Raw genomic sequence first — 14922 nt, forward strand, 5'->3', positions numbered from 1 at the left:
CTCAGTTGAAGCAGTCTTCGACGGTGTTGGCGCAGTTGGTGGGGTCGTTGTTGGTGACGGTGGACTTGTCGTCGAGCTTGACCTTGCCCTCGTTGTTGAGGATGCCGCCGGCGACGCGGTGGAGCTTGGCGGTGTCGGTGGCGGTGTTCTTGGTGACGTGGGTCTTGGTCAGGGTGACCTTGCCCTTGTTGTTGAAGATGCCGCCGCCGTTGAGGGCGGTGTTGTTCTTGATTTCGGTGTCGCGCAGGGTGAGGGTGGCGTTGTCGTCCTTCTGGTCGCGGCGTTCGGTGAAGCCGTCTTCGACCTTGACGAGCCATTCGCCGTTGAAGATGCCGCCGCCGAAGCGGTTGGCGGTGTTGTCGACGATGGTGCTGTCGGAGATGGTGGCGGTGGCGTCCTGCTTGTCGTTGGGGTAGCCCCAGTGCTTGCCGCCGGTGTTGACGATGCCGCCGCCGTTGCCGTCGGCGTGGTTCTTGGCGACGAGGACGTGGTCGAGCTTGAGAACGGTGTTCTCGGCGTAGATGCCGCCGCCGTTCTCGCAGGCGGTGTTGCCGGTGATGGCGGTGAAAGTGATGGTGACGAAGCCGCCGGAGCTGAACAGGCCGCCGCCGTTCTTGCCGGCGCGGTTGTCCGACAGGGTGCTGCGGACGGCGTCCTTGCCGTGGTCGGAGCCGATGATTTCGACGGTGCCGGCCTCGTCGTCGTGCTTGAAGTCCTTGTCCTTGTTCTTGTCGTAGCTGTTGCTGTCGTAGCTGTTCTGTTCGGTGCTGTTCTGGCCGTACGGGTCGTGCTTGGTGTTGTCGCCCTTGCCGTTGGCGATGCCGCCGCCGTTGCCGCCGGCGGTGTTGTTGTCGACGTGGGATTCCACGACCTTGAGTACGCCGCGGTTGAAGATGCCTCCGCCGTCCTCCTGGGCGTGGTTGTCGGTGACCTTGCTGTCTTCGAGGTGGACGCGGCCGAAGTTGGCGATGGCGCCGCCGTTCTTCTCGGCGTTGTTGTCGGTCAGCTTGACCTTGAACAGGTTGGCGCTGCCGCCACGCTCGACCAGCAGCGCACCACCGTCACCCTCGCCCTGCTTGTCCTTGTCCTTGTCCTTGTCCTTGTCCTTGTCCCACGACCCCGACCCCTGCGGACCGGAGTCCTGCCCGACCGGCCCCGCCACCGGCGCGCCCTGGGCGACCGGCGCGGCCTGGGCCACCGGTGCGGCCTGGACGGCCGGCGCGGCCGGCGCGGTCAGGGCGGCGGGCGCCATCGGCGCGCCGTTGCCCGGAGCGCCACCCGGAGCGCCGTTGCCCGGAGCGCCACCCGGAGCGCCGTTGCCGGGCGCGGAGGGGACCTGCGGCCCGCCGGGAACCTGGGGTCCGCCGCCGCCGTACTTGAACTCGGTGGCGTTGCCGCCCTTGACCGTGAGGTCCTTCAGGGTCAGGTCACCACCGTCGGCGACCCGGAAGATCCGGAAGGTGTCCTCGGCGTCCCGCTTGATCGTCGAGCCGTTGCCCTTGATCGTGATGTCCTGCTTGATCTCCGGCAGGGCCGCGCCGAACTTGCGGTCCTTCTCGCCCAGCTCGTACGTGCAGTTCTCGGCCAGCTTCAGCGTGCCGCCGTGATCCCGGTTCGCCAGATCGAGCGCCTCGACCAGCTCGTCGTCGTCACACGGCACCTCCCGGACCTTCCCGTGATCCGCCCCGTCCGCGTCCCACTCACCACGGTCGCGGGCGTCCTTGTCCTTGTCCTTGCCGTCCCGGCCGTGCTCGTCGTCCCGGGCCTCCGAGCCCTCGGCGTCGTCACTGGTGAGCTGGGCGGTCGACCACTTCACGTCGGCGAGCCGGTGCGGGCCCGTGACCCCGGTGGTCGCGTAGGCCACGCCCGCGAGGCTGACCGCTCCGGTCAGGCCCACGACGCCGGTGGCGAGCCACAGCCGGCGGCGCCGGAGCGGGGAGGTCGTCTCACGGGAGGCGTCATCGTTATTGCGAAGGTAGTTGGACATCGGAGCTCTTTGCCCTCTCCTTGTACCCGACAAGGTCGCTTCGCCACAGCGAGGCGGCCTCCGCTACAAATCGGTTGTAGCTGCTGAAGACCAACGTATGAGAAGGTTCTTCACCTCGTGCCCATATACGAAAAAAACCCGCAAACGGGGTGGGCCGGGCGGCGGGACCCAGAGGGAACCGCAGGCGCGTGAGGGCATCCGGTCGGCGAAGGGGGTTCGGCGGAGGCGTAAGGCCGCCGGACGCTACTGAGGGCCCGTACGGGACGGGAGCACGACGAACCACCCGGTGGTGACCTCGGGGGCAGGGGAGTCCCTCCCCGCCGTGGCGCGGCGGAAAGGGACTCCCCGGGTTATGTGGTGGTTCAGTTGAAGCAGTCTTCGACGGTGTTGGCGCAGTTGGTGGGGTCGTTGTTGGTGACGGTGGACTTGTCGTCGAGCTTGACCTTGCCCTCGTTGTTGAGGATGCCGCCGGCGACGCGGTGGAGCTTGGCGGTGTCGGTGGCGGTGTTCTTGGTGACGTGGGTCTTGGTCAGGGTGACCTTGCCCTTGTTGTTGAAGATGCCGCCGCCGTTGAGGGCGGTGTTGTTCTTGATTTCGGTGTCGCGCAGGGTGAGGGTGGCGTTGTCGTCCTTCTGGTCGCGGCGTTCGGTGAAGCCGTCTTCGACCTTGACGAGCCATTCGCCGTTGAAGATGCCGCCGCCGAAGCGGTTGGCGGTGTTGTCGACGATCGTGCTGTCGGAGATGGTCGCGGTGGCGTCCGACTCCTTGTTGTCGCGCTCCCGGTTGTCGCGCTCCTTGCTGTCGCCACCGTTGGAGGACCAGTCCTTCTCCTTCTCCTTGTCCTTGCCGCCGGTGTTGACGATGCCGCCGCCGTTGCCGTCGGCGTGGTTCTTGGCGACGAGGACCTTGTCGAGCTTGAGGGCGGTGTTCTCGGCGTAGATGCCGCCGCCGTTCTCGCAGGCGGTGTTGCCGGTGATGGCGGTGAAGGTGATGGTGACGAAGCCGCCGGAGCTGAACAGGCCGCCGCCGTTCTTTCCGGCCTTGTTGTCGGACAGGGTGCTCTGGACGCTGTCCTTGCCCTTGGCGGAGCCGACGATCTCGACGGTGCCGGCTTCGTCGTCGTGCTTGAAGTCCTTGTCCTTGTTCCTGTCGTAGCTGTTGCTGTCGTAGCTGTTCTGGCCGTAGTTGTTCTGGCCGTTGTTGTTCTGGCCGTAGTTGTGCGGGTCGTGGTTGTTCTTGTCGTTCCTGCCGTTGCCGTTGGCGATGCCGCCGCCGTTGCCGCCGGCCGTGTTGTCGTCGATGTGGGATTCCTCGACCTTGAGCACGCCGCGGTTGAAGATGCCGCCGCCGTCCTGGCGGGCGTGGTTGTTCTCGACCTTGCTGTCTTCGAGGTGGACGCGGCCGAAGTTGGCGATGGCGCCGCCGTTCTCCTCGGCGTTGTTGTCGGTGAGCTTGACCTTGACCAGGTGGGCGCTGCCGCCGCGCTCGACCAGCAGCGCACCGCCGTCGCCCTCACCCTTCTTCTCGTCGCGCTTGTCCCCGTCACGCGAGTCCGAGCCCTGCGACCCCGAACCCTGCGACCCCGAACCCTGCGACCCCGAACCCTGCGAGCCGGAGCCCTGCGAACCGGAGCCCACGGCGACCGGCGCGGCCTGGACCGGCGCGGCGCCCATGACGGCGGGTGCCATCGGACCGCCGTTGCCCGGTCCGCCCGGGATCTGCGGTCCGCCGCCGCCGTACTTGAAGGCGGTGGCGTTGCCGCCCTTGACCGTGAGGTCCTTCAGGGTCAGGTCGCCGCCGTCGACGACCCGGAAGATCCGGAACGTGTCCTCGGCGTCCCGCTTGATCGTCGAGCCGTTGCCCTTGATCGTGATGTCCTGCTTGATCTCCGGCAGGGCCGCACCGAACTTGCGGTCCTTCTCGCCCAGCTCGTACGTGCAGTCCTCGGCCAGCTTCAACGTGCCACCGTGATCCCGGTTCGCCAGATCGAGCGCCTCGACCAGCTCGTCGTCATCACACGGCACCTCACGGACCTTCCCGTGGTCCCCGCCGTCCGCGTCCCACTCACCGCGGTCCCGGCCCTCGTCCGACCGGCCCTTGTCCCCGTCCTTGCCGTCCTTGCCGTCCTCGTGGTCGCCCTTGTCGGCGTCCGAGGCGTGCTGCGGCGCGGCCGCGCGGTTCTCGGCCACGCGGTTCGGGGTGCCGGACTTGTCGTTGTCCCGGGCCGCGAGGCCACCGAGTGCGGCCAGCCCGACGACGCCGGTCAGTCCGGCCACGCCGGTGGCGACCAGGAGGGCCCGCCGCCTGTTCGTCGACGGGGTCATCGGGGCCCCGCCGTCGCTGTTCGTTACGTCGTTGGACATCAGAGCCTTCCGCCCTTTCGGTCTACCTAAAGGGGTCGCACCGCCCCAGGTCGAGCGACCAGCTACAAATCGGTTGCAGCCTCTGATTGCCACCGTATGAGAAGGATCCTCGCGACGCGGACGGATCCGAAGAAATCGCGCATTTGACTCACATCCCGCCGGGCGGCGTCAGCCGGGGGCGTAGCGACACCGGGTGGCCGTGGGCAGCGCAAACGACGACGGGCCCGGCACCGGCGTCGTTACCGCGAGAAACCTCGCAGACGCCGGCGGCGGGCCCGCCGGGGGTCGTGCCTGTCGGTCAGCCGGGCAGGCGGGGGCCGGCCTCGCGCTGCTCGGCCAGCCAGGTCTCCACCTCGTCGGAGCGGCGCGGCAGGCCGGCCGAGAGGTTCACCGGGCCGTCGGCGGTGACCAGGATGTCGTCCTCGATGCGTACGCCGATGCCGCGCAGCTCCTCGGGGACCAGCTCGTCCTCGGGCTGGAAGTAGAGCCCCGGCTCGACGGTGAGCACGTAGCCCTCGCCGAGCGGCCCGTCCCGGTAGGTCTCCTTGCGGGCGTTGGCGCAGTCGTGCACGTCGATGCCGAGCATGTGGCTGGTGCCGTGCAGCGTCCAGCGGCGGTAGACCGTCGACGCCGGGTCCATGGCCTCGTCGACGCTGACCGGCAGCAGGCCGAGGTCCTTCAGCGCCTCGGCGAGCACCCGCATGGCGGTGAGGTGCACCTCGCGGAACGCCACGCCCGGCTTGATCACGTCGATGCCGGCCTGCTGGGCGGCGTAGACGGCGTCGTAGACCTGGCGCTGGAGCGGGGTGAACCGGCCGTCGACCGGGAACACCCGGGTGACGTCGGCGGTGTAGAGGTTGCGGTTCTCCACGCCCATGTCCATGAGCAGCAGCTCACCGGGGCGGGTCGCGCCGTGGTTGTGCACCCAGTGCAGGATCGTGGCGTGCTCGCCGGCGCCGACGATCGAGCCGTAGCCCACGTCGTTGCCGTCATGGCGGGCGCGCAGCGCGAAGACGCCCTCGAGGAGCCGCTCGGAGACCGCCCGGTCGGCCGGGAGCGCCCGGGCCACGTCCTCGAAGCCGCGGACGGTGGCGTCGCACGCCTCCTGGAGCTGGGCGATCTCCCACTCGTCCTTGACCAGTTTCAGCTCGGAGATCGCGATGGCGAGCTCGCGGTCGCGGCCCGGCTGCCCCTCGGCCCGCGCCCCGTCGTACGGCCGCACCGCGGCGTCCACCCGGGCGTCGAAGCCGCGCAGCACCCGCGTGCGGCCCGGCGCCAGCTCAGCCAGCGCCGCGTCCAGCTCGGTCAGGTCGGCCGTCGGCAGGCCCAGCTCGGTCGACTTCTCCTTCAGCGTCGGCCGCCGCCCCACCCACAGCTCGCCGTGCCGGCTGCGGAAGAACTCGTCGGTCGCGCGGGACGACCGGGGCCGCATGAACAGGGTGGCCTCGCCGCCCGGCCGGAGCACGAGCACGCTGTCCGGCTCCAGGTCGCCGGTCAGGTACGCGAAGTCGCTGCCCGGCCGGAACCGGTGGTCGGTGTCGTTGGCGCGTACCTTCTCGGTGCCGGTCGGGATGACCAGCGTCTCGCCCGGGAAGGCCTCGGCCAGCGCGGCCCGCCGCTTGGCGTGGTTGGGCACCTCCGGCCGGGGACCGACCGGCAGCTCCGTGTCCCGCCAGCCCTGCCGCATGAAGGACAGGAACGCCTCCGGGAAGTCCGGGTCGTGCGATTCGGTGCCGTCCGCCGGCTTGCCCTGCTGCTGTGCCCGCTCCTCGGCCATGCTCGCCTCCTTGCGCCTCGTCGCTGGTCCAGACCGTACCGCGCGGGCGGGAACGGGGAGTGCCTGCGGTGCCGCGACGGCGGCTTCCGGCGCGTGGAAAGATGGCGACCATGTGCGGACTCCTGGCCTTTTTCAGCGCGCGCGGTGACGCCGCCGCTCACCGCGACCACATCGCCGGAGCACTGGAGTGCCTGCACCACCGCGGCCCGGACGAGACCGGGGTCGAGGTGGTCGGCGACGCCTCCGGCCGGTACGCGGACGGGGTGTTCGCGCACAAGCGGCTGGCGATCATCGACGTGGCGCTCAGCCACGAGCCGCTGCCCTACGCGAACGAGCGCTACCTGCTCACGTTCAACGGCGAGATCTACAACTACATCGAGCTGCGGGACGAGCTGATCCGCGACCACGGCGCGCAGTTCGCCACCAACGGCGACGGCGAGGTGATCGTCGCCGGCTACCACTACTGGGGTGAGCAGGTGCTCACCAGGCTGCGCGGCATGTTCGCCTTCGTGATCTGGGACCGGCAGGAGCGGCGGGCCTTCGGCGCGCGGGACTACTTCGGCATCAAGCCGCTGCACTACCTGGAGACCCAGGACGGGCTCTACCTGGCCTCGGAGAAGAAGGCGCTGCTGCCCTTCGCGCACTCGGCGTACCAGGGCGACGCGGGCATCGACGCCGCCAACCTGAGCCACTACCTGACCCTGCAGTACGTCCCGGAGCCGGGCACGCTGCACAAGGGGATCAGCCGGATCGGGTCGGGGGAGTACCTGACCTGGACGCCGGGTGGCCGGATCGAGGTGCGCCGCTGGTACCGGCCGGTGTTCCGGCCGGCCCCGGTCTCCGACGAGCAGAAGCTCTACCACGAGATCCGGGAGACGCTGCGGGAGAGCGTCCGGATGCACATGCGCTCCGACGTGCCGGTCGGCTCGTTCCTCTCCAGCGGCATCGACTCGACCGCCGTGGTGGCCCTGGCCCGGGAGTTCAACCCGAACATCCTCACCTTCACGGTCGGCTACGACGTGCCGGGCTACTCCGAGATCGACGTGGCGCAGGACTCGGCCCGGCACCTCGACGTGACCACGATCCCGACCAAGATCGGGCCGCAGGACATGATCGACGCGCTGCCGAAGATCGTCTGGCACCTGGACGACCCGGTGGCCGACCCGGCCCTGGTGCCGCTCTACTTCGTGGCGAAGAAGGCCGCCGAGCACGTCACCGTGGTGCTGTCCGGCGAAGGCGCGGACGAGTTCTTCGGCGGCTACACGATCTACCGGGAGCCGCTGTCGCTCAACGCGGTGAACAGCCTGCCGGGCGGGGTGCAGAAGGGCCTGCGGGCGGTCTCCAAGGCCATCCCGCAGGGCGTGAAGGGCAAGAGCTTCCTGGAGCGGGGCACCACCCCGATCGAGGAGCGCTACTACGGCAACGCCCGGATGTTCACCGAGGAGGAGAAGCAGCACCTGCTGCGCCGCTACGACCCCTCGGTCCGCTACACCGACGTCACGGCGCCGATCTACGCCGAGGCCACCGAGCTGGACGACGTCACCAAGATGCAGTACGTCGACCTCTACACCTGGCTGCGCGGCGACATCCTGGTCAAGGCCGACCGGATCTCGATGGCGCACTCGCTGGAGGTCCGGGTGCCCTTCCTCGACCGCGAGGTGTTCAACGTGGCGGCGGGCATCCCGGTCGACCTGAAGCTGCCGCCCCGCTCCGAGGCGACCAAGTACGCGATGCGCCAGGCGCTGCAGGGCGTGGTGCCGCCGGCCATCGTCAACCGCAAGAAGCTGGGCTTCCCGACCCCGACCCGGGTGTGGCTGCGCGGCGAGATGTACGAGTGGGCCCGGCACGTGCTGGCCACCTCCGGCGCGGGCGACCTCATCGACCTGTCGTACGCCATGCGGCTGCTGGAGGAGCACAAGCGGGAGGAGGCGGACCACTCCCGCAAGGTGTGGACCGTGCTGATCTTCTGCATCTGGCACGCCATCTTCGTGGCGAAGACGCTCGACCCGGGCATCCAGCGCAACCAGTCCGCCCTGCTCACCAAGCCGGTGGTCGGCAGCATGGTCCGCTGACGCGGCGGTGCCGGCAGGGCCCCCGGGGACGGATCCCCGGGGGCCCTGCTCAGTTCCGGGTCACCGGCCGGTGCAGGTGACCGTGGGCAGGGTGTTCGTGCCGGAGAAGTTCGCGGTGAAGCCGAACGTGGTGGTGCCCTCCGGTGGGACGCTCCCGTTGTACGCGGCGTTGGTGACCGTCACCGCGGCCCCGCTGCTGCTCACCGTGCCGTTCCAGAGCTGGGTGATGCTCTGGCCGCTGGGCCAGGTCCAGTTCGCGGTCCAGCCGGCGTAGGTCCGGGTGCTGTGGTTCATGATCGTGACCTCGCCCTGGAAGCCGCCCTGCCAGGCGCTGACCACCTTGTACACCGCCATGCAGGTGCCGGACGGCATGGTCGGGGTGGGCGTCGGGCTCGTCGGGGTCGGGCTCGGCGAGGTCGGGGTGGGCGTCGGGCTGGTCGGCCCCGGCGTGGGCGTGGTGGGGTTCGGCGACGGCGTGCCGCCGGAGCCGATCCCGGTCACCTCGCCGTTGCCGCCGTCGAAGGTCACGTCCGAGCAGCCGAAGAAGTTCTCCTGGCTGTCCGAGCGGACCCAGCGGGAGTAGATGATGTGCCGGCCGCTCTTGTTGGCCGGCAGCGAACCGGTGAAGTAGTAGTGCCCGTCGTTGGTGCCCACCGAGCCGCGCTGCGGCGGGTTGGTCACCTGGAGGAACGGCTGCTCCTCCAGGTCGCTCCAGGCCAGCGGCCGGGTCGGGCTCCAGCTGTCCTTCGTGACGTAGAAGTAGAAGGTGCCCGGGTGGTGGGCCCAGTTGCTGTAGCGGAACTCCATGCTCCGCCCGGCCGTCAGGTGGGTGACCGGCCAGTCGGTGCGGGCCAGGTCGTAGCCGCTGAAGTTCGGGTTGCCGCCGCTGCACAGCTTGCCGTCCGGGATGAACCCGACGGTCCGGCCGCCCGCGTCGGAGCGCAGCACGCTGAACCAGTTGTAGAGCGAGTTGGTGCCGCTCTGGGCCACCGCCGCCGAGCAGGCGGGGTTGCTCGGCCTGATCTCCCCGGTCGGGGTGAGGCCGTCCTTCCAGCACAGGTAGGTCCGGGCGCCCGGGGTCATCGCCGCGCCGTGCGCGGCGGCCGGGTCGGAGCCGGTGGCCAGGGCGAACGCGCCCAGGGCCAGGGTGGCGGCCGCGGTGAGCAGCGCGGCCGTACGGGATCGGTGCACGGGATCTCCTGACTCGCGGGACGCGACCCGCACGGCCGGCCCCGCTGCGACGAGCGGATGCGACGATCGCGGTGCCACGCCCGGCGGTCGGAGTGCGGCCGGGGCCGTCGGGGGGACGCGCACCGCCTCGGTCCGTGCCACGGACCGTCAGTGCCCTCGCGTCGGCTCGACCCGGTGGCGCGGCAGCCCCCGCGCCCTCCCGGCACGGCAATCCCATCACGTCCGGTCTGCCCGCGCAATAGCCGTCCGTCGATGCGGGAGTCTCGTCGCGCCGGGACCCCGCCATACGCCAGGATCGGAGGTACACCGACGGAGGGAGCCAGGATGGGGTACGCGGTGGTGCTCGGCGAGGCGCTGGTCGACCTGCTCGACGCCGAGCACGACGGGGAGCCCGTCTTCCGGCAGGCGATCGGCGGGGGGCCGTTGAACGTGGCCGTGGCGGTGGCCCGGCTCGGCGGTGACGTCCAGTTCGTCGGCTCGCTCGGCGACGACCCGCTCGCGGGGCGGATCCGCGCCTTCCTGGGCGCCGCCGGCGTGGGGCTGGACGGGGCGGTCACCGTGCCGGCGCCCACGGCGCTCGCGGTGGCCACCTTCGCCGGCCCGGAACCGGACTTCCGCTTCTACGGCGAACCCCGGTCGTATGCGCTGCTCACCGCCGACGACCTGGACGTCGCCGTGGTCGAGGGCGCGCAGGTGCTCTACTGCGGCTCGATCGTGCTGCTCGACCCGCCGGTGCTGGCCGCCGCCCGCCGGGCCTGGGCGATGGCCGGTGCGCTGCGGGTGTTCGACCCGAACGTGCGCCCGAGCCTGCTCGCCGGCCCGGACGCGCTGGACGACCTGCGCGCCGTGGTCGCCGAGTTCGCGGCGAGCGCCCACCTGGTCAAGCTGAGCGCCGCCGACGCCCGCCACCTCTACCCGCGTGAGCCGGTCGAGGGCGTCGCCGCGTACCTGCGGGAGCTGGGCGCGGGGACCGTGGTGGTCACCCTGGGCGCGGACGGCGCGCTGGTCGCCGCCGCCGACGACGTGGTACGCGTCCCCGCGCCGAAGGTCGACGCGGTGGACGCCACGGGCGCGGGCGACTCGGTGATGGGCGCGCTCGTCGCCGACCTGCTGCACGCCGGTGAGCCGGTGGACCCGACCGGCTGGCGCGACCGGGTGGCCTTCGCCCTCCGGGTGGCCGGCCTGGTCTGCGAGTCGCCCGGCGGGGCCACCGCCATGCCCACCCGGGAGGCGGTGGCCAACCGGTTCCGCTGATCCGCGCGGGTCAGCGCGGGCGGGCGAGGGTGAGCACGGCGGTGAGGGAGAGCGCGGCGGCGGCGGCCAGCACGATCGCCATCGGCGTGGCGCTGCCCTCGCCGCCCAGGCCGACCAGGGGCGCCGCGAGCGCGCCGATCACCGACTGCACGCCGCCCATCAGCGCGGCGGCGGTGCCGGCGTGCCGGGCGTGCGCGTCCAGCGCCAGCGCGGTGCTGTTCGGCATCACCATGCCCAGCGAGCCGACGAAGGCGAACAGCGCCACCGCGACCACGGCGAGGCTCCCGGCGAGCGCCCCGGTGAGCACCCCGGTCGCGGCCACCACGCCGACCACGAGCGTGGTGACCAGCAGCCCGCGCGGGCTGAACCGGTCGAGCAGCCGGGCGTTCGCCTGCCCCATGGCGACCAGGGCGAGCGCGTTGAGGCCGAAGATCAGGCTGAACGCCACGGCGGAGACGCCGAACACGTCCTGGAACACGAACGACGACCCGGAGATGTACGCGAACAGCCCGGCGAAGGCGAAGCCCTGGGTCAGCGCGTACCCGAGGTAGACCCGGTCGGCGACCAGCGACCGCATGGTCCGGGCGGTGGCGGCCAGGCCGCCGGTGCTGCGGCGCTCGGCCGGCAGCGTCTCGGGCAGGCGCAGGGCGACCGCGACGGACAGCAGCAGCCCGATGGCGGCCAGGGTGAGGAAGACCGCCCGCCAGTCGCCCCACCGCAGCACCAGGCTGCCCACGCTCGGCGCGGCCACCGGCGCGACGCCGAATACCAGGGTGAGCCGGGAGAAGTACTTCGCGGCCGCGCGGCCGGAGTAGAGGTCGCGGACCACCGCCCGGGCGACCACCACCCCCATGCCGCCGGCCAGGCCCTGGACGAACCGCGCGGCGGCCAGCAGCGGCGCGTTCGGCGCCAGGGTGCAGACGAGCGCGAGCACGGTGTACGCGACGACGCCGATCAGCACCGGCCGGCGCCGCCCCCACCGGTCGCTGAGCGGGCCGGTGACGAACTGGCCGACCGCGAGGCCGATCAGGCAGGTGGTCAGCGAGAGCTGGATGCCGGCCTGGTCGGCGCCGAGGTCGCGGGTCATCGCCGGGAACGCCGGGAGGTACATGTCCAGCGAGAGCGGGCCGATCGCGGTGAGCGTGCCGAGCAGCACCAGCAGGGTGGCGCCGCCCCGTGCGGGCCGCGGGTCGATGGTCGGGCGCGCGGCGGTCCGCACGGTCTGGCTCACGGAGGTTCCCCCTGAAATGGACGATTCCGGGTAACCTTAGCTCTGTATCCAGAACTATTGCGATGTGAAGAAGGTGACTCCGTGCCGAGCGACGAGGCCGTCGCGCGCTTCGGGGCCGTGCTGGGGGAACTGCACCGGCTGCTCCGCCGCAAGGTCGTCGCCCGGGCCAACCGGGACGCCCTTCCCGAGGCGCAGGTGGAGGTGCTGCACCTGGTCCGGGCCGAGCCGGGGATCAGCGGCAAGGAGGTCGCGCGCCGGCTGGGCACCGCGCCGAACACGGTCAGCACCCTGGTCCGCGACCTCACCGACGCCGGGCTGCTGGCGCGCGACCGCGACCCGGAGGACCGGCGGGTGGTGCGGCTCGCCCTCACCGAGGCCGCCCGCACCCGGATGGCCGACTACGCGGTCCACCGCAGCGCCCTGCTCACCGAGGCCCTGGCCACCCTCGACCCGCCGGCCCGCGACGCGATCCTCGCCGCCGCCCCGCACCTGGACGCCCTGCTGACCGCCCTGCGCGCCCGCCCCTGACCCGCAGAGGAGCGGTCAGGCGGCGCCGTCGAGCTCGGCGTAGCCGCGGCGGGCCGCGATGAGACCGGGGCGGGCGCCGAACGGCGACTCGGCGGCCACCCGCTCGGGCGGGGCGTTGCCGGTGTGGCCGGCCCGGATCAGCCAGGCCTGCCGGGCGAGCTGGGCGTGCTGAGCCCGGACGAACTCCACGTCGACCGGCTCGCCGTGCCCCGGCACCACCAGCGTGGCCGGCGTGGTCAGCCGGAGCAGCCCGGCCACCGCGTCCGGCCACTGCACCGGGTACGACTCCTCGAAGGCCGGCGGCCCGCTCTGCTCCACCAGGTCGCCGGCGACCAGCACGTCCGCGTCCGGAACGTGCACCACCAGGTCGGCGTCGGTGTGCCCGTGCCCGGGATGGTGCAGCACCACCCGCCGGCCGCCCACGTCGAGCTCCGCCTCCGCGTGCACCGGGTGGGTCGGGGCCAGCAGCTCGGTGCGGGCCAGCTCGGCGGCGAGTTCCGGCTGCTCCGCGCGCATCTCCTCGGACGCGGCCCGGCGCAGCTCGTCCGGATGGTCGCGGAGCACCGCGGCGGCCTGGGCGTGCGCGTAGACCGGGCGGGGCGGGTCGGCGGCCAGGGCGGCGTTGCCGAAGCAGTGGTCGAAATGGTGATGGGTGTTGACGATCGTCCACGGGTGCGGGGTGACCGCGCGGGCCGCCTCCGCCAGCTCCCGCGCCTGCCCGGCGGTGGAGAGGGTGTCCACGATCAGCGCCGCGCCGTCGCCCACCACCAGCGTCACGTTGACGTGCAGCAGCGGGTCGCGCAGCACGTGCACGCCGTCGGCGACCTCGACGAACCGGGCGGTCATGACGCCCGCACGGCGCGCTCGACGAAGCGCTGCCGGTCGACCAGGGCCCGCTCGACCCGCCCGGTGGCCACCACCTCGTTGCCGTCGGTCACGATCACCTCGAAGGCCAGCCGCCGGCCGTCGACCTTGACCAGCTCCGCCCGGGCGGCCACCGTCCGCCCGACCGGCGTGGCCGCGCGATGTTCCAGCTCGAGGCGGGTGCCGACCGTCGTCGACCCGGACGGCAGCCGGGTGGCGACCGCCGCCACGGTGGCCGCCTCGGCCAGCGCGAGCACCCGGGGCGTGCCGAGCACCGGCACGTCGCCCGAGCCCACCGCCAGCGCGGTGTCCGTGTCGGTGACGGTCAGCTCGACCCGGGCGGTCAGGCCCGGGGCGAAGGGCGACTCCGGCTGCTCCTGCATGGGCCGAGCCTAGTGCAGCGGCCCCGGGGCCCGGGCGGCGTCCGGACCGCCGCCCCGGCCCCCTCGCCGGAGACCGGACGGGGGCGACCGGCCCCGGTGGCGGGCGGTCGGCGTCGGCGGTCCCGTCGCACGCCGTTAACCTTGTCCGCGATGGCCGTGCTGACTGACCCCCCGCCCCCCGCCCCCGCCGGACCGACCGCGTCCCCCGACGGCGGGCGCCGTCGCGTGGTGGCGATGGCGATCTGGGGAATCGCCTTCGTGGCGGCCTGGCTCGCCATCGGCCTGCCGACCGACCCGGCGTACGCGTTCCTCTGGATCTGGGCGGGCACCATCGCCTGGCACTCGTCCCGCCCGTGGCGCAGCCACCTGCGCTTCGCCCGGGACTGGATCCCGGTGGTGCTGCTGCTGGCCGCGTACAACCTCTCCCGCGGGTTCGCCGACAACGGCGCGACGCCGCACGCCATGGAGCTGATCGTCGCCGACCGGTTCCTGACCGGCTGGGCCACCGGCGGGGAGGTACCCACGATCTGGCTCCAGCAGCACCTCTACCGGCCCGACCAGGTGCACTGGTGGGACGTGGCGGTCAGCTGGATCTACTTCTCGCACTTCGTGGCGACGCTCGCCGCCGCCGCGGTGCTCTGGCTGCGGAACCGCGCCCGCTGGGGCGCGTACATGCGGCGGTGGGGCTTCCTCTGCGCGGCCGGGCTGGCCACCTACTTCCTCTACCCGGCCGCCCCGCCGTGGTGGGCGGCCCAGAACGGGCTGCTCTCCGACGTCGCGCGGATCTCCACCCGGGGCTGGAAGGAGATCGGCATGCACGGCGCGGGCAACCTGCTCAACGCCGGCCAGATCGCCTCCAACCCGGTGGCCGCCATGCCGTCGCTGCACACCGCGTTCGCCCTGTTCGTGGTCCTGTTCTTCCTACGCGCGACCCGGAAGCGCTGGTGGCCGCTCCTGCTGGCGTATCCGCTGGCGATGACCTTCACGCTGATCTACAGCGGCGAGCACTACCTGATCGACGTGCTGGTCGGCTGGGCGTACGTCGGCCTGACCTTCCTGGTGGTCGGGCTGGCCGAGCGCTGGTGGGCGGCCCGCCGGGCCCGCCGCGCCTTGCTCGCCCCGGCCACGCAGGCGGCCCCCACGGCCGACCCGGCCCGGCCGGCGGACGCCGAGCAGACCCGGCTGGCCGACGCCGACCCGGCCCGGCCGGCGGACGCCGATCCGGCCACCGTGCCGGCGGAGCGCTGACCGTCCGCCCGCTCGGAACGGCTC

The 14922-nt window shown here is 72.0% G+C and carries 11 protein-coding genes; 4 read left to right on the plus strand and 7 right to left on the minus strand.

Features of this window, described 5'->3' with window-relative positions:
• Window position 1: 1 nt before the first annotated feature.
• The 3 genes from RMN56_RS22070 to RMN56_RS22080 form a co-directional block, all read right to left on the minus strand.
• Window positions 2-1987, minus strand: a complete 1986-nt coding sequence (locus RMN56_RS22070) for a hypothetical protein (RefSeq protein WP_313719424.1) — start codon at window positions 1985-1987, stop codon at window positions 2-4.
• Between the two features lie 362 nt (window positions 1988-2349).
• On the minus strand, window positions 2350-4350 hold the full coding sequence (locus RMN56_RS22075; protein ID WP_313719425.1) for a hypothetical protein: 2001 nt from the start codon (window positions 4348-4350) through the stop codon (window positions 2350-2352).
• Between the two features lie 298 nt (window positions 4351-4648).
• Entirely contained in the window at window positions 4649-6127 is a 1479-nt protein-coding gene (locus RMN56_RS22080; protein WP_313719426.1) for an aminopeptidase P family protein, read from the minus strand.
• Between the two features lie 110 nt (window positions 6128-6237).
• Between RMN56_RS22080 and asnB the strand changes: the two genes are divergently transcribed.
• Window positions 6238-8199 carry an asparagine synthase (glutamine-hydrolyzing) gene (gene asnB, locus RMN56_RS22085; RefSeq protein WP_262286204.1) on the plus strand — a complete coding sequence of 654 codons (1962 nt, stop codon included), beginning with the start codon at window positions 6238-6240 and terminating at the stop codon, window positions 8197-8199.
• 60 nt (window positions 8200-8259) lie between these two features.
• Here the strand turns inward: asnB and RMN56_RS22090 are convergent, their stop codons facing one another.
• Window positions 8260-9390, minus strand: coding sequence for a lytic polysaccharide monooxygenase (locus tag RMN56_RS22090; RefSeq protein ID WP_313719427.1), 1131 nt, complete (start codon window positions 9388-9390; stop codon window positions 8260-8262).
• Between the two features lie 324 nt (window positions 9391-9714).
• Here RMN56_RS22090 and RMN56_RS22095 point away from each other — a divergent pair, with 324 nt between their 5' ends.
• Entirely contained in the window at window positions 9715-10644 is a 930-nt protein-coding gene (locus RMN56_RS22095; RefSeq protein ID WP_313719428.1) for a carbohydrate kinase family protein, read from the plus strand.
• A 10-nt stretch (window positions 10645-10654) separates the two neighbouring features.
• Here RMN56_RS22095 and RMN56_RS22100 read toward each other — a convergent pair whose 3' ends face one another.
• A complete protein-coding gene (locus RMN56_RS22100) occupies window positions 10655-11875 on the minus strand; it encodes a multidrug effflux MFS transporter (RefSeq protein ID WP_313719429.1) in 1221 nt (406 codons plus the stop codon).
• 81 nt (window positions 11876-11956) lie between these two features.
• On the opposite strand from RMN56_RS22100, the gene RMN56_RS22105 reads away from it, so the two are divergent.
• Complete coding sequence (locus RMN56_RS22105; RefSeq protein ID WP_313719430.1) at window positions 11957-12403, plus strand: MarR family winged helix-turn-helix transcriptional regulator; 447 nt, start codon at window positions 11957-11959, stop codon at window positions 12401-12403.
• Between the two features lie 15 nt (window positions 12404-12418).
• Here the strand turns inward: RMN56_RS22105 and RMN56_RS22110 are convergent, their stop codons facing one another.
• On the minus strand, window positions 12419-13249 hold the full coding sequence (locus RMN56_RS22110; RefSeq protein ID WP_313719431.1) for an MBL fold metallo-hydrolase: 831 nt from the start codon (window positions 13247-13249) through the stop codon (window positions 12419-12421).
• Window positions 13246-13650: a thioesterase family protein gene (locus tag RMN56_RS22115; RefSeq protein ID WP_313719432.1), complete on the minus strand. Its 405-nt coding sequence runs from the start codon at window positions 13648-13650 to the stop codon at window positions 13246-13248. Before RMN56_RS22115 ends, RMN56_RS22110 begins: the two co-directional genes overlap by 4 nt.
• 150 nt (window positions 13651-13800) lie before the next feature.
• Between RMN56_RS22115 and RMN56_RS22120 the strand changes: the two genes are divergently transcribed.
• Window positions 13801-14898 (plus strand): phosphatase PAP2 family protein, encoded by a 1098-nt coding sequence (locus tag RMN56_RS22120; RefSeq protein WP_313719433.1) that lies wholly within the window; start codon window positions 13801-13803, stop codon window positions 14896-14898.
• Window positions 14899-14922: the final 24 nt, after the last annotated feature.

This window comes from Micromonospora halotolerans, assembly GCF_032108445.1.
Classification (GTDB): domain Bacteria; phylum Actinomycetota; class Actinomycetes; order Mycobacteriales; family Micromonosporaceae; genus Micromonospora; species Micromonospora halotolerans.

Coding starts and splice junctions, on each gene's coding strand:
- RMN56_RS22070 (WP_313719424.1), bottom strand. CDS start 1,987: ATGTCCAACTACCTTCGCAATAACGATGACGCCTCCCGTGAGACGACC.
- RMN56_RS22110 (WP_313719431.1), bottom strand. CDS start 13,249: ATGACCGCCCGGTTCGTCGAGGTCGCCGACGGCGTGCACGTGCTGCGC.
- RMN56_RS22080 (WP_313719426.1), bottom strand. CDS start 6,127: ATGGCCGAGGAGCGGGCACAGCAGCAGGGCAAGCCGGCGGACGGCACC.
- RMN56_RS22075 (WP_313719425.1), bottom strand. CDS start 4,350: ATGTCCAACGACGTAACGAACAGCGACGGCGGGGCCCCGATGACCCCG.
- RMN56_RS22120 (WP_313719433.1), top strand. CDS start 13,801: ATGGCCGTGCTGACTGACCCCCCGCCCCCCGCCCCCGCCGGACCGACC.
- RMN56_RS22095 (WP_313719428.1), top strand. CDS start 9,715: ATGGGGTACGCGGTGGTGCTCGGCGAGGCGCTGGTCGACCTGCTCGAC.
- RMN56_RS22115 (WP_313719432.1), bottom strand. CDS start 13,650: ATGCAGGAGCAGCCGGAGTCGCCCTTCGCCCCGGGCCTGACCGCCCGG.
- asnB (WP_262286204.1), top strand. CDS start 6,238: ATGTGCGGACTCCTGGCCTTTTTCAGCGCGCGCGGTGACGCCGCCGCT.